Here is a 14,247-nt window from a genome sequence, read left to right as displayed (position 1 = left end):
AGGCGTGGAGCGGACGGTCAAGAAACTTGGCAGCGACCTCCGCCTGGACATGGTAATGCAATTGCATTACCATGTATTATCCGCCCCTGGGAAATCATCATGCCCGCAACCCTCGACGTCGAATCCACCCTCACTGAGCGCTACCAGACCACCGTTCCCGAAACTGTAAGGCGTGCCCTCGGCCTGAAGAAACGCGACAAGATTCACTACAGCATTCGCGACAACGGAGAAGTGGTGCTCACACGTGCCGAAGATGCTGATGAGGCAGATCCCGCGCTTGAGGCATTCCTGACTTTTCTCGCCCACGACATCGCATCACATCCAGAACGCCTCGTCCCCCTGTCGAACGACTTGCTTGCCTCCATGAAAAAGGCTGCGCGCGAAGCGGGAGATATCGACTTGGATGCGCCGCTGTCCGCGAATGATGAATGACCGCTGAATCGAACAGCCCCATCACGGTCAACGGCTGGACTATCTACCTGCATCCGCTTTTTCGTGCGCAGCTAGAGAATCTTCAGCAGCAGGTTGAAGCACTGAAGCGCAAGGATCCGGACGGATACCATCGACGCAATGCCACGAAACGCTTAGCTGCTATCGCGCGATTGTCGTTCGAGGTTATTCCTCAAGATCCGACGCGAGCTGAATACCGACAAGGCGGAACGTTGGGAGAGCAGCACAAGCATTGGTTCCGGGCCAAGTTCTTCCAGCAGTACCGCCTGTTCTTTCGATACCATGCAGCCAGCAAGATCATTGTGTTTGCATGGGTCAATGATGAAGACACGAAACGCGCTTACGAAAGCGACGACGATGCTTACCGTGTATTCAGGAAGATGCTGGATAGAGGGAATCCGCCAAATGACTGGGATGCGCTCGTGCTTGCAGCTAAACGCAGACGTTAATCGGACTCAGCAAGAACGACTGCTATCGACCCATTTCGGACATTGCTCCTAGGCCCAATTGCAAACGGTCAAATGAGGCGCGCATTCGCAAAGGCCTCTCGGTCTGCAGCGCTTGCCTGTGCGTCACCGAGCACCAGTAATCCTTTGGATGCCAGCGAAATTCTCGTTCACTAGAGGGGAAACTTGGAGCGGGTGATGGGAATCGAACCCACGCTTGAGGCTTGGGAAGCCGCCGTTCTACCATTGAACTACACCCGCGATGGCCGTACCGCTGATAACCGTCAGCGGCAGGGACACGGATTATAGCGCGGCCCGGCCGTATCGCCAGCGCAGTGCTATTCCCATCCCGCCCCGCCTGTCCCGCACCACCCCGGCCCCACTACAATGGCGGGCTATGAATACCACGCCCATATCCGAAGACGACGAGCCTCCATCGCCGTCGTTCCTTTCGCCATCCACGCAGGCCGCTCCGGCGTCCTCCGACTCCGCCGCGGACGGCCCCGGCGCGAGCCACATCCGTAGTTTCGTCCACCGCCGCGGCCATATCACCCAAGGCCAGCGCGACGCCCTGGAACGCCTGCTGGCCCAGTGGTCCATTCCCTACGCGCCGCGCCGCCTGGATCCCAACGCGATCTTCGGCCGCCAGGCGCCCACCATCCTGGAAATCGGCTTCGGCATGGGCGAGACCACCGAGCGCATCGCGCTGGACCGCCCCGGCGACAATTTCCTCGGCGTGGAAGTCTTCAATGCCGGCGTCGGGTCGATGCTCAAGCGCATCGAAGCCTCGGCCCTGCGGAACGTCCGCATCATCCAGCACGACGCGGTGGAAGTCCTGCGCGACATGATTGCCCCGGATTCGCTGGACGGCGTGCATATCTACTTCCCGGACCCCTGGCCCAAGAAGCGCCACCACAAGCGGCGCCTGATCCAGGCGCCTTTCGTCGCCCTGCTGGCCAGCCGCGTGAAGCCCGGTGGTTACATCCACTGCGCCACCGATTGGGAACACTACGCCCAGCAAATGCTCGAAGTCTTGGGCGCCGAGCCCCTGCTGCGCAACACCGCGAACGGCTATGCGCCGCGCCCCGAATTCCGTCCCCAGACCAAATTCGAAACCCGTGGCTTGCGTCTGGGCCACGGCGTCTGGGACCTTATGTTCAAGCGAGTCGCCTGAATGCTCTTTCCCCCTATCGAACCGTATCGCCACGGCATGCTGGACACCGGCGATGGCCACCAGGTGTATTGGGAGCTGTGCGGGAATCCCGCCGGCAAGCCGGCCGTCTTCCTTCATGGCGGCCCGGGCAGCGGCTGCTCGCCCGTGCATCGGCAGTTATTCGACCCGGCGCAGTACAACGTGCTGCTGTTCGACCAGCGGGGCTGCGGACGCTCCCGGCCGCATGCCAGCCTGGAGAACAACACCACCTGGCATCTGGTGGCGGACATCGAACGGCTGCGTACCGAAATCGCTGGCGCGGACCGCTGGCTGGTGTTCGGCGGCTCGTGGGGGTCCACCCTCGGGCTGGCCTACGCGCAAACGCATACGGATCGCGTGTCGGCACTGGTCCTGCGCGGGATTTTCACGGTTCGGCGTACCGAGGTGCAGTGGTATTACCAGCACGGCGCATCCGAGCTGTTCCCCGATCTGTGGGAAGAATACCTGGCGCCTATTCCGCCGGAGGAAAGAGGGGACCTGGTCCAGGCTTATCACCGCCGGCTGACGGGCAGCGATCCGGTCGCGCAACTCGCGGCGGCCAAGGCATGGAGCCGCTGGGAAGACAGCACCATCACCATGCTGCCCAGCGCCCGCCACCAGCAAAGCCATACGGCCGATCACGCCGCCCTGGCCTTCGCGCGCATAGAGAACCATTATTTCGTCAACGAAGGGTTCATGGCGGAAGGGCAGCTCATCCGCGACGCGCACAAGCTGCATGACGTGCCGGGCGTGATCGTGCAGGGGCGGTACGATGCGTGTACGCCGGTACGAACGGCCTGGGATCTGCATCGAGCCTGGCCGCAAGCGCGGCTGCATATCGTCCCGGATGCCGGGCATGCTTTCGACGAGCCGGGCATTCTCGCCCACCTGCTGGAAGCCACCAATCGCTACGCGGCGACGGGACGCCCCTGAACCGCAGGCCTACGCACCATGATGAATATCCAACTGAACGGCGAACCCCGGCACATCGACGCTGGCACGACAGTGCTGAACTTATTGGAAACGATGGGGTATGTCGGCAAACGCGTGGCAGTCGAGAGGAACGGCGAAATTGTTCCTAAAAGTCAGCACGCGGAGACGATCCTGAAACAAAACGACAGGCTCGAGATCGTTGTCGCCGTGGGCGGGGGGTAATGGCGGGGAGCTGTTACGGTACGGCGCATTGGGCAACACGCCTATCGCAACTAGTTACAACTCCTTGACGGTATTTCTTTCACCCCATCAGCATAATGGGCCCTGCCATCGAACTTCCGCAGCGTGTTCGACGGGCTTGCCGGCGCGGATTTTTCCCCTCCCGCTCCGGTCACATCGGCCAGGGTCGCCCTGGCCGTTTTTTTTGCCGTCGAACCGTAAGGCTCAGCGCATGCCGCCGCCGAAACGGCCCAGGCCTTTCAGGCCGCCCATGGCACGCATCATCTTGGCCATGCCGCCCTTCTTCATCTGCTTCATCATCCCCTGCATCTGCTCGAACTGGGAAAGCAGGCGGTTGACTTCCTGAACCGGAACGCCGGCGCCCGCGGCGATACGACGCTTGCGCGAGGCCTTGATGAGCTCGGGCTTGGCGCGCTCTGCCGGCGTCATGGAGCTGAGTATCCCTTCCGTACGGCGCAACTGCTTGTCGGCCTGCCCGTTTTGCAGTTGACCGGCCGCTTGCTGAAACTGGGCGGGCAGCTTTTCCAGCAGCGCGCTCATATCGCCCATTTTCTTGACCTGCCCGAGTTGCTCGCGAAAGTCATTCAAATCGAATTTATTACCCGATTTGAGCTTGGTCGCCAGTTTCTGGGCTTCGGCAATATCGATATTGCGCTGCGCCTGCTCGACCAGGGAGACGATGTCGCCCATGCCCAGGACGCGCTGCGCCATGCGGTCGGGATAGAAGGCCTCCAGCCCGTCCAGTTTTTCCGATACACCGACGAATTTCAGCGGCTTGCCCGTCACATGGCGCACCGACAGGGCGGCCCCGCCGCGGGCGTCGCCGTCCAGCTTGGTCAGCACAACGCCTGTGAGCGGCAGCGCGTCGGCAAAGGCGCGCGCGGTGTTGACCGCATCCTGGCCCTGCATGGCGTCGACGACGAACAGCGTTTCAACGGGCTTGACCAGGTCGTACAGCGCGCGGATTTCGCGCATCATGGCTTCGTCCACGCCCAGGCGGCCGGCCGTATCGACGATCAGCACGTCGTAGTGATAGCGGCGGGCGTGGTCCACCGCGTTGCGGGCGATGTCTTCCGGCTTCTGGCTGGGATCCGAAGGCAGGAAATCGACGCCCACCTGCCCGGCGACGGTTTTCAACTGCTCGATGGCGGCGGGCCGGTAGACGTCCGCGCTGACCACGGCGACTTTCTTTTTGCCGGTCTTGCGGCCGTTCTGGACGTGATTGCCCTCGGCCAGCCAGCGCGCCAGCTTGCCGGTGGTGGTGGTTTTACCGGCGCCCTGCAGGCCGGCCATGAGGATGACCGCGGGCGGTTGCACCGCGAGCGAGAGTTCGCCAGCCTCCGCCCCCAGGTCACCGCCCATCAGCGCGGTCAATTCCTTGTGGACGATGCCGACCAGCGCCTGCCCTGGGCTGAGGCTGTTGGCGACTTCTTCGCCCAGCGCCTTTTCCCTGACCCGGGCCACGAAATCGCGCACTACTGGCAGCGCCACGTCGGCCTCCAGCAGGGCCATGCGCACTTCGCGCAGCATCTCCTGGGTGTTGGCTTCGGTCAGGCGTGCTTCCCCGCGCAGGGTCTTGACGACACGCGACAGGCGTTGAGTAAGGTTATCGAGCATGAGATGCGTTTCCGCTTAAACTAGTCGGCTGGCAGGGGCCGGCTCAGCGCTATCGCGCCGGCGCGCGCAGTACCGGCAACCGGCCGGATCGACCCGCGCGCGGGCCCCATCGAGAACAACAACGGTTCCTATGTCATCAGGCATTGTATTTCACGCGGTCGCCGCGCTGGCGTACGCGGTGCTCGCCGTGTCCCTTTGGCGGCGGCTGGCAAGCACGGACGGTATCCAGCATGCGGGGCGGGTCGCCCGCACCTGCCTGACCGGCGCCCTGTTCCTGCAGGGCGTGGCGCTTTACCAATCCGTGCTGGGTGGCCCCTATCTTTTCATCGGCTGGGCGCTGGCGATGTCGGCGGCGATCTGGCTGGGCATGGTGATTTTCTGGCTGGAGAGCCTGGTGGTGCGCATCGACGGCCTGCTGCTCCTGCTGCTGCCCGCGGCGGCCTTCGTCTGCGCGCTGGCGGGCGCCTTTCCGCAAGGCCAGGTCGTGCCGCACGCAAACAGTTCGTGGCTGCGGGTCCATCTGGTGATCGCGCTGATGGCCTACGGGCTGATGACCGTCGCGGCCGTGCAGGCGATGTTGATGGCCCTGCTCGACCGCCATCTGCACCGTCCCGTGGAAGAGGGTCAAGGCGCCAGCCTGATGGGCAAGGTGCTGGACGTGCAGCCGCCCCTGCTCATGCAGGAGCGCCTGCTGTTCCGCATTATCTCCGTCGGCTTCGCGGTGCTGACGCTGACCGTCATCACCGGGTCCGTGGCGTCGTATATGCTGACTCAACGCATGCTGCCGTTCGACCACAAGACCGTCTTCACGCTGCTGTCCTGGCTGACCTTCGGCGTGCTACTGCTGGGCCGCTATTTGAAGGGCTGGCGCGGCCGTGTGGCGCTGCGATGGACGCTGTCGGGTTTTGCGCTGCTGCTGCTGGCGTATACCGGCAGCCGTTTCGTGCTGGAAGTTCTGCTGCATCGGAGTTGAAGTGGGCAAGCTGCTTTTCTGGATCATCGCCGTGCTGGTCGCGCTGACCATCGCGCGCATCGTCGCGCGCGCCAAGGCCCGCAATGGGCAGGCCGCCAATGCGACGCAAAAACCCCGCGGCCGGGCCGCCCCGCGGCCGGTGCCGGCCGAACAAATGGTGCGCTGCGCGCACTGCGGCATCCACCTGCCCCGCTCCGAAGCCGCCTTGATCGGCGGCCGTACCTGGTGCAGCCAGGAGCATGCGCGGCTGGGGGAAAAATCTTGATCGAAAGGACACGCTAGCGAATGGCCCTGCACCTGGACCGGCACGGATGGTTGAAACCCGACCGCAACGTCACGCACGCGCCCTCGCCCAACTGCGACGACCGGCCCCAGGGCACCACGATATCGCTGCTCGTCATCCATAACATCAGCCTGCCGCCCGGCGAATTCGGCGGCCCGCACGTCCATGGCCTGTTCCTGAACACCCTGGACCACGGCGCACATCCCTGGCTGGAGTGCCTGCGTGGCCTGAGGGTGTCCGCGCATTTCTTCGTGCGGCGCGACGGCGCGATCGTGCAGTTCGTCAGCACGGACCGCCGCGCCTGGCATGCCGGCGTGTCGCGTTTCGACGGCCGCGAGCGCTGCAATGATTTTTCGATCGGCATCGAGCTCGAAGGCACGGATGTCCTGCCCTATACCGACGCGCAATATGCGGCGCTGGCCCGCCTAGCCCCCGCGCTAAGCGCGCGCTATCCCTTGCGGGCGGTGCGCGGCCATTCCGATATCGCGCCGCTGCGCAAGACGGATCCCGGCCCCGCGTTCGAATGGGCCAGGTTCGGTCACCTTTGCGGCTTCTCCAGGCGCGCGCTTCCGGCGGGGTAGCCGGCCGCCTCCGGCGGACGCCATCCCAATTCGCTCGAAATCCGCTGCGCGGCCGACTGCACGGCCGGAATCATTTCGCGCATACGCTCCATGGGCATGTAGGGAATCGTGCTGGAGACGCTGACCGCCGCGACGATGGCACGGGCGGCGTCGCGCACCGGCGCGGCCACGCAGCGTATGGAGGGCTCGTTGTCTTCCAGGTCGAAGGCATAGCCGGAGCGCGCGTAGTCGTGCATGCGCGCCAGGAACCGTTCTTCCGGCTGGGAATTGCCCGCCGCCTTGGGGGAAACGGGTGAACCGGCGCGCAGCATCGCCAGCCATTCGGCTTCGTCGCCGTCCAGCAGCAGGGCCTTGCCCACGCCCGTGACGGCCAGCGGCATGCGGTGCCCCACGCGCGAGCGCATCTCCAGCCCTTTCTTGCCGGGGATTTTTTCCAGGTAGAGCGCCTCGGCGCCGTCGCGCACGGCCAGGTGGATGGTATCGCCGCTGATGCGTGCCAGTTCGTCCAGATAGGGCCGGGCCAGGGTGGCCAGCGGGATTTCCTCGCGCGCCTGGAAGCCCAGTTCGATCAAGCGCGGCCCCAGCGTATAGCCATAGCCGGGGAGGATCCGCAGGTAGCGCTCTTGCACCAGGCAGCTGGCCAGCCGATGGGTCGTGCTGCGGGCGACCTGGATGCGCGCACAGATGGCGCGCAGGTCGCGCGCGCCTTCCGCCACCGCGTGGACGACGGCCAGCCCGCGCATCAAGGTCTGCGTGCCAGGGGTCTGCCCGTCCGGCGCCGCGCCGGGCGGCAGGCCTTGTTCCGTCGATTCCATCCCCACCGCTACCCTCCGTGTATTCCAGCGCGACGCCACCACGGCCAACTGCAGGCTCGCCGCACCCATCACGGCAGGACCACCCAGCCGTGGGCGCCGGCATCCGCTGCGCCCGGGGCGCACGCGCCTTGCTGTGGCCCTCACATTCGGCCTGCAGTTTATCCCTATATGTGGGACTGGAGTCTATATTTTGAGCAAATTTGGCATGGGTACTAGAATTCCCCGCGGAGACAGGCAAGAACCCACACACAAGGACAGGCTTCCATGAATGCCGACGCGCCGCCCACCCCAGCCCTCATCGCCCTCGATTGGGGCACATCGTCATTGCGCGCCTATCGCATGGACGCCGGCGGCGCCGTCCTGGACGCCCGCCAGCTGCCATGGGGCATCATGCGGCTGCCCTCGGCGCCCGCGGACGGCCCGGCCTCTGCGGCGCCGGCGTCCGGCTTCGAGCTGGCCTTCGAACAGGCCTGCGGCGACTGGCTGCGCGCCACGCCGGGGCTGCCGGTGATCGCCTGCGGCATGGTGGGCAGCGCCCAAGGCTGGGCCGAGGCGGCCTATCTGGACCTTCCCGCCGATCCGCGCGACATCGGTGCGCGCCTGACCGACGTGGATACGCGGCGCGGCGCCACGCTGCATATCATTCCCGGCCTGCTGCAGCGCCAGGGGCTGCCCAACGTGATCCGCGGCGAAGAAACGCAGGTCATCGGCGTGATCGACAGCCTTCCCGACGTGCAGGACGACCTGTTGGTCGGCCTGCCCGGCACCCACTGCAAGTGGGTGCGCGTACGCGGCGGCCGCATCGTCGAATTCGATACCTTCATGACGGGCGAGGTCTATGCCGCCTTGCGCGCGCACACCATCCTGGGCCGCACCATGGCCGATCCCGCCGCGCCCGACGACGATGCCCTCCAGCGCGGCCTTGACGTCGCGGGCTCGGCGCTGGGCCGCGGTGGCGTGCTCTCCACCATTTTCAGCACGCGTGCGCTGGGCCTGACGGGCCAGCTGGCCCCGACGGCCCAGCCGGATTACCTGTCCGGCCTGTTGATCGGACACGAAATCGACGCCTTGCGTACGCTGCTGCAAGCGCGCGGCATGCCGTCGCGCATCGCCCTCTGCGGCGACGAGGATTTATGCCGCCGCTATGCGAGCGCCCTGCCGCGTTTCGGCCTGGCGGCGCCTTCCCTGGCCGGACAGGCGGCGCCACGCGGCCTGTGGCGCCTGGCCGTATCGGCCGGCCTGGCCGCACCAACCTGAACCGCAACGAGGAACCGCCATGCCTCCCCTTTCCCCCACCGCACAAACGCCCTTGCAGAGCGCGATGACCCAATGCGGCCTGATCGCCATCCTGCGCGGCATCAAGCCCGCCGAGGCCGAAGCCGTCGGCGACGCGCTCTACCAGGCGGGCTTCCGCATCATCGAGGTCCCGCTGAATTCGCCAGAACCCCTGGCCAGCATCCGCGAGTTGCGGCAGGCCTCGCCGCTGGACTGCATGATCGGCGCCGGCACGGTCCTGGATCCGGCCATCTGCCCGGAGATCGTCAAGGCGGGGGGCGAGATCGTCGTCATGCCGCACAGCGACCCGCACGTGATCCGCGCGGCAAAGTCCGCCCTCATGGCCTGCTGCCCCGGCGTGGCCACGCCCACGGAAGCCTTCGCCGCCCTGGCGGCGGGCGCGGACGTATTGAAGATGTTCCCCGCCGAACAGCTGGGACCGGCGGTGGTGAAGGCCTGGCGCGCGGTCATTCCGAATGAAGTCCCGCTGGTGCCCGTGGGCGGCATCACGCCGGCGCGCATCGCGGAATACGCGCAGGCCGGCGCAAGCGGCTTCGGCCTGGGCTCCGCCCTGTACAAACCCGGCATGACGGCCTCGGACGTCGCCGCCAACGCGCGCGACTTCGTGGCGGCGTGGCGCAAGGCCTATCCCCAAACCGGACAGCAAGCATGAAAATCACCAAGCTCACCACCTACATCGTTCCGCCGCGCTGGTGCTTCCTGAAAATAGAGACCGACGAAGGCGTCGCCGGCTGGGGCGAACCCGTCGTGGAAGGCCGCGCGCACAGCGTCGCCGCGGCGGTCGAGGAATTGTCCGACTACCTGGTCGGCAAGGATCCGCGCAATATCGAAGACCACTGGACCGTGCTGTACCGCGGCGGCTTCTATCGTGGCGGCGCGATCCACATGAGCGCGCTGGCGGGCATCGACCAGGCCCTATGGGATATCAAGGGCCGGGCCCTGGGCGTGCCGGTATCCCAGCTACTGGGCGGCAACGTGCGCGACCGCATACGCGTGTATTCCTGGATCGGCGGCGACCGCCCCGCGGATACCGCGGCCGCGGCCAAGGCCGCCGTCGAGCGCGGCTTCACCGCGGTCAAGATGAATGGCACGGAAGAACTGCAGTACATCGACTCGCACGACAAGGTGCGCAAGTGCCTGGAAAACGTTGCCGCGGTGCGCGATGCGGTGGGGCCCGACGTGGGCATCGGCGTGGACTTCCACGGGCGCGTGCACAAGCCCATGGCGAAGGTCTTGATCAAGGAGCTGGAGCCCTACAAGCTGATGTTCATCGAAGAACCGGTGCTCAGCGAACACGCCGAAGCCCTGAAGGAATTGGCCCCGCTGTCGTCCACGCCGATCGCGCTGGGCGAACGGCTGTACTCGCGTTGGGATTTCAAGCGCATCCTGTCCGAAGGCTACGTGGACATCATCCAGCCCGATCCCTCCCATGCCGGCGGCATCACCGAAACGCGCAAGATCGCCGCGATGGCCGAGACCTATGACGTCGCGCTGGCGCTGCACTGCCCGCTGGGCCCCATTGCCCTTGCAGCCTGCCTGCAGATCGACGCGGGCTGCTACAACGCCTTCATCCAGGAACAGAGCCTGGGCATCCATTACAACGCCGCCAACGACCTGCTGGACTATGTCAGCAACCGTGAAGTCTTCGCCTATCGCGACGGCATGGTCGCGATCCCCCAAGGCCCCGGCCTGGGCATCGAGGTAAACGAGGAATACGTCAAGGAGCGGGCCGCGGTGGGACACCGCTGGCGCAACCCGGTGTGGCGCCACCAGGACGGCAGCTTCGCTGAATGGTAGGCGGGCGCCCGCGTGTGGGGCGCCGTACGAGGCCCATGATCGCGCGACCCGCCGTACCGCGATAACGAGAGGATATGCCCGCCGCGCGCGTACCGCGCGCTCAGCGGGACCATCGAGCCCAAGGACAACAACAAGGAGACCACCCGTGCAGACCGCATACACCGGCGCCTTGCCCGGCGCACAAGCCACTCGCAGCCGCTACCTGATCATGGTGATGTTGTTCATTACCGTGGTGATCAATTACCTGGACCGCAGCAACCTTTCGATCGCCGCGCCGGCGCTGAAAGACGAGTTCGGCCTGGACACCGTGCATGAAGGCTTGATCCTGTCGGCCTTCGGCTGGACCTACGCAGCCATGCAGATCCCCGGCGGCTGGCTGGTCGACCGCGTGGCCCCGCGCCTGCTCTACGCCATCGCGCTGATCCTATGGTCCGCCGCTACCTTCTTCATGGGCTTCGCCAGCAGCTTTGTGGCGTTGTTCGTGCTGCGCCTGGCCGTCGGCGCGCTGGAAGCGCCGGCCTATCCCATCAACAACCGCGTCGTCACGACGTGGTTTCCGGAACGCGAGCGCGCGACGGCCATCGGCTTCTATACCTCGGGCCAATTCGTCGGGCTGGCGTTCCTGACGCCCGTCCTGGCCTGGCTGCAGCACCGCTACGGCTGGCACATGGTCTTCATTACGACCGGTTTGCTGGGCATCGTCTGGGGCGTGCTGTGGTTCCTCGTCTACCGGGAACCCCGGGAATTCCGCGGTGCCAACGAGACCGAGATCGAACTCATCCGCCAGGGCGGCGGCGTGGTCGACCTGGAACGCCGGGTCACCGAAAAGAAAGCGCCCTTCGCCTGGGCCGACCTGGGCCTGGTCATGTCGCGCCGCAAGCTGTGGGGCGTCTACCTGGGCCAGTTCTGTCTGACCTCGACGCTGTGGTTCTTCCTGACCTGGTTCCCCACGTACCTGGTGAAGTACCGCGGCATGGACTTCATCAAGTCGGGTTTCCTGGCGTCCGTACCTTTCCTGGCCGCGTTCATCGGCGTGCTGTGCTCCGGCGTGCTCTCGGACTGGCTGATCCGCCGCGGCGCCTCGGTGGGCATGGCGCGCAAGCTGCCCATCATCCTGGGCCTGCTGATTTCCACGTCCATGATAGGGGCCAACTACACCGACTCCACCGCCTGGGTCATCTTCTTCCTGGCGCTGGCCTTCTTCGGCAATGGGCTGGCCTCCATCACGTGGTCGCTGGTGTCCACGCTGGCCCCCGTGCGGCTGCTGGGCCTGACCGGCGGCGTGTTCAACTTCGTGGGCAACCTGTCGTCGATCTGCACGCCCATCGTCATCGGCTACCTGGTGACGCAGAACAACTTCGCGCCGGCCATCGTGTATGTGGCCTCGCTCGCGCTGCTGGGCGCGCTTTCCTACATCCTGCTGGTGGGCAAGGTGGAGCGCATCGAGATGTGAGGCGGCAATGCGCGGATGGCGGGAATAAATCGTTTAGCGCATCCGTCACGCCGCGTTCAGCCTTCAGTAAAAAGGGTGGATCGCCCATAGGCTATCCACCCCATACATGCCGGAATCCCCGTCACGTTCCACGACATCCCGCTGTACAAGAAGTCCAACCCGGACTTCGAGCAGCGCGACGCCGGGAGGCGCGCGCCGCGCCTTATGCCTTCAGCAGCAAGGCATTCATCCGCTTCACGAAGGCCGCGGGATCCGCCAGCTGCGCGCCTTCGGCCAGCATGGCCTGGTCCAGCAGCAGTTGGGCCCAGTTGTCGAAATCCGCGTCAGCCGCATCGCGCACGCGTTCCACCAGTCCGTGCTCCGGATTGATTTCCAGCGTGGGCTTGACCGCCGGCGCTTCCTGACCCGCCGCCTTCAGCATGCGCAGCATATTCGGGCTGAGCTCGTTCTGGCCCACCACGATGCAGGCCGGCGAATCGACCAACCGCAGCGTCACGCGCACGTCGGCCACCTTGTCGCCCAGCGCGGTCTTCAGGCGTTCGACCAGCGGCTTGAAGGATTCCTGCACTTCGGCCTGGCGCTTCTTTTCTTCCTCGTCCGCCAGCGCGTCCAGGTCCAGGCCGCCCTTGGCCACCGAAACCAGCGACTTGCCGTCGAACTCGCGCAGATACGACAGCATCCACTCGTCCACGCGATCGGACAGCAGCAGCACCTCGATGCCTTTTTTGCGGAAAATCTCCAGATGGGGGCTGTTGCGGGCCCCGGCATAGGTTTCAGCCGTGACGTAATAGATTTTGTCCTGGCCTTCCTTCATGCGCGACACATAGTCGGCAAAGGAGACATTCTGCGCGCCGTCTTCGTTATGCGTGGAGGCGAAGCGCAGCAGCTTGGCGATGCGTTCCTGGTTGGCGGTGTCTTCGCCGGTGCCTTCCTTCAGCACCTTGCCGAACTCTTCCCAGAACACCGCGTAGTCGTCCTTGCGGTTTTCCGCCAGGTCTTCCAGCAGCGACAACACACGCTTGGCGGACCCTTCGCGGATGGCCCGCACGTCGCGGCTTTCCTGCAGGATTTCACGCGATACGTTCAGCGGTAGGTCGGCCGAGTCGATCACGCCGCGCACGAAGCGCAGGTACATCGGCAGCAGCTGTTCGGCGTCGTCCATGATGAACACGCGCTTGACGTACAGCTTCACGCCGCGGCGCGCGTCGCGGTCCCACATATCCATGGGGGCGTGCTTGGGGATGTACAGCAGCTGTGTATATTCGCTGCGGCCTTCCACGCGGTTGTGCGTCCAGGCGAGCGGATCGTCGTAGTCGTGCGCGACGTGCTTATAGAACTCGCGGTATTGCTCTTCGGTGATGTCGTTCCGGGAACGGGTCCACAGGGCGTTGGCCTGGTTGACCGTCTCCAGTTCATCCTTGCGGACCTGCTCGCCCTTTTCCGCATCCCATTCTTCCTTGGCCATGCGGATGGGCAGGGAGATGTGGTCGGAATAGTGGCGCAGTATTTCCCGCAGCTTCCAGCTGCTGAGCAGTTCGTCCTCGTCGGCGCGCAGGTGCAGCGTCACATCGGTGCCGCGGCCGGACTTTTCCACCTGGGCGATGGTGAATTCACCCTGGCCATCCGACTCCCAGCGCACCGCATGGTCCGCGGGCGCACCGGCACGGCGGCTGACCACGGTGACCTTGTCCGCCACGATGAAGGACGAATAGAAGCCGACGCCGAACTGACCGATCAGCTGGGCGTCCTTCTGCTTGTCGCCGGTCAGCTTGGAAAAGAACTCGCGGGTGCCGGAACGGGCGATGGTGCCCAGGTTGGCGACGGCTTCCTCGCGCGACAGGCCGATGCCGTTGTCCGAGATGGTGACCGTGCGGGCGGCCTTGTCGTAGTCCACCCGGATACCCAGTTCGGTATCGCCTTCCATCAACGATGGGTTGTCGATCGCCTCGAAGCGCAGCTTATCGCAGGCATCGGAGGCGTTCGAGACCAGCTCGCGCAGGAAGATTTCCTTGTTGCTGTACAGGGAATGGATCATGAGGTGCAGCAGCTGCTTGACCTCTGCCTGGAAGCCCAGGGTTTCCGATGCGGATTGGGATGCGGTTTCGCTCATGTCGAAATCTTGGTGTCTGCGTTGGTGGGATGGCGGTCGAGCCGCCGGGCCGGATCGGCAA

The 14,247-nt window shown here is 65.1% G+C and carries 15 protein-coding genes and 1 tRNA gene; 12 read left to right on the top strand and 4 right to left on the bottom strand.

Going from position 1 to position 14,247, the window contains the following annotated elements; all coding sequences use genetic code 11:
- Positions 1-99: 99 nt before the first annotated feature.
- Both AKI39_RS01980 and AKI39_RS01975 read left to right on the top strand, forming a co-directional pair.
- Positions 100-432: a type II toxin-antitoxin system PrlF family antitoxin gene (locus AKI39_RS01980; RefSeq protein WP_066631938.1), complete on the top strand. Its 333-nt coding sequence runs from the start codon at positions 100-102 to the stop codon at positions 430-432.
- Positions 429-899, top strand: coding sequence for a type II toxin-antitoxin system YhaV family toxin (locus AKI39_RS01975; protein WP_066631936.1), 471 nt, complete (start codon positions 429-431; stop codon positions 897-899). The genes AKI39_RS01980 and AKI39_RS01975 overlap by 4 nt, the downstream gene beginning before the upstream one ends.
- A gap of 184 nt (positions 900-1,083) precedes the next feature.
- On the opposite strand, the gene AKI39_RS01970 is transcribed toward AKI39_RS01975, so the two are convergent.
- A tRNA-Gly gene (locus AKI39_RS01970) sits at positions 1,084-1,157 on the bottom strand.
- 136 nt (positions 1,158-1,293) lie between these two features.
- On the opposite strand from AKI39_RS01970, the gene trmB reads away from it, so the two are divergent.
- From trmB to thiS, 3 genes are read left to right on the top strand one after another with little or no spacing between them, the layout of a single operon-like run.
- Positions 1,294-2,070 (top strand): tRNA (guanosine(46)-N7)-methyltransferase TrmB, encoded by a 777-nt coding sequence (gene trmB, locus AKI39_RS01965; protein ID WP_066631934.1) that lies wholly within the window; start codon positions 1,294-1,296, stop codon positions 2,068-2,070.
- Positions 2,071-3,021 carry a prolyl aminopeptidase gene (gene pip / locus AKI39_RS01960; protein ID WP_066631933.1) on the top strand — a complete coding sequence of 317 codons (951 nt, stop codon included), beginning with the start codon at positions 2,071-2,073 and terminating at the stop codon, positions 3,019-3,021. It begins immediately after the preceding gene.
- A 21-nt stretch (positions 3,022-3,042) separates the two neighbouring features.
- Entirely contained in the window at positions 3,043-3,243 is a 201-nt protein-coding gene (thiS, locus tag AKI39_RS01955) for a sulfur carrier protein ThiS (protein WP_083229055.1), read from the top strand.
- 222 nt (positions 3,244-3,465) lie between these two features.
- On the opposite strand, the gene ffh is transcribed toward thiS, so the two are convergent.
- Positions 3,466-4,878 (bottom strand): signal recognition particle protein, encoded by a 1,413-nt coding sequence (ffh, locus tag AKI39_RS01950; protein ID WP_066631931.1) that lies wholly within the window; start codon positions 4,876-4,878, stop codon positions 3,466-3,468.
- Positions 4,879-5,008: 130 nt separating this feature from the next.
- Here ffh and AKI39_RS01945 point away from each other — a divergent pair, with 130 nt between their 5' ends.
- From AKI39_RS01945 to ampD, 3 genes are read left to right on the top strand one after another with little or no spacing between them, the layout of a single operon-like run.
- Complete coding sequence (locus AKI39_RS01945; RefSeq protein ID WP_066631930.1) at positions 5,009-5,851, top strand: cytochrome C assembly family protein; 843 nt, start codon at positions 5,009-5,011, stop codon at positions 5,849-5,851.
- 1 nt (position 5,852) lies between these two features.
- Entirely contained in the window at positions 5,853-6,116 is a 264-nt protein-coding gene (locus AKI39_RS25685) for a PP0621 family protein (RefSeq protein ID WP_066631929.1), read from the top strand.
- Positions 6,117-6,136: 20 nt separating this feature from the next.
- Complete coding sequence (gene ampD / locus AKI39_RS01935; RefSeq protein ID WP_066631928.1) at positions 6,137-6,715, top strand: 1,6-anhydro-N-acetylmuramyl-L-alanine amidase AmpD; 579 nt, start codon at positions 6,137-6,139, stop codon at positions 6,713-6,715.
- Here the strand turns inward: ampD and AKI39_RS01930 are convergent.
- Complete coding sequence (locus tag AKI39_RS01930; RefSeq protein ID WP_066631927.1) at positions 6,673-7,530, bottom strand: IclR family transcriptional regulator; 858 nt, start codon at positions 7,528-7,530, stop codon at positions 6,673-6,675. The two genes, ampD and AKI39_RS01930, sit on opposite strands and share 43 nt — an antisense overlap.
- 264 nt (positions 7,531-7,794) lie before the next feature.
- Here AKI39_RS01930 and AKI39_RS01925 point away from each other — a divergent pair, with 264 nt between their 5' ends.
- The 4 genes from AKI39_RS01925 to AKI39_RS01910 all read left to right on the top strand — a co-directional run bounded on the left by AKI39_RS01925 (position 7,795) and on the right by AKI39_RS01910 (position 12,076).
- A complete protein-coding gene (locus AKI39_RS01925; protein WP_066631926.1) occupies positions 7,795-8,787 on the top strand; it encodes a 2-dehydro-3-deoxygalactonokinase in 993 nt (330 codons plus the stop codon).
- A gap of 19 nt (positions 8,788-8,806) precedes the next feature.
- Positions 8,807-9,478: a 2-dehydro-3-deoxy-6-phosphogalactonate aldolase gene (locus AKI39_RS01920; RefSeq protein WP_066631925.1), complete on the top strand. Its 672-nt coding sequence runs from the start codon at positions 8,807-8,809 to the stop codon at positions 9,476-9,478.
- On the top strand, positions 9,475-10,623 hold the full coding sequence (gene dgoD / locus AKI39_RS01915; protein WP_066631924.1) for a galactonate dehydratase: 1,149 nt from the start codon (positions 9,475-9,477) through the stop codon (positions 10,621-10,623). Before AKI39_RS01920 ends, dgoD begins: the two co-directional genes overlap by 4 nt.
- A 145-nt stretch (positions 10,624-10,768) precedes the next feature.
- On the top strand, positions 10,769-12,076 hold the full coding sequence (locus AKI39_RS01910) for an MFS transporter (RefSeq protein ID WP_066631923.1): 1,308 nt from the start codon (positions 10,769-10,771) through the stop codon (positions 12,074-12,076).
- Positions 12,077-12,278: 202 nt separating this feature from the next.
- Here the strand turns inward: AKI39_RS01910 and htpG are convergent, their stop codons facing one another.
- Positions 12,279-14,186, bottom strand: coding sequence for a molecular chaperone HtpG (gene htpG / locus AKI39_RS01905; RefSeq protein WP_066631921.1), 1,908 nt, complete (start codon positions 14,184-14,186; stop codon positions 12,279-12,281).
- Between the last annotated feature and the right edge of the window lie 61 nt (positions 14,187-14,247).

The organism is Bordetella sp. H567, from assembly GCF_001704295.1.
GTDB lineage: Bacteria > Pseudomonadota > Gammaproteobacteria > Burkholderiales > Burkholderiaceae_B > Bordetella_C.
The sequence above is the reverse complement of the archived record's forward strand: the minus strand, read 5'-3'. Positions and strand labels throughout refer to the sequence as shown.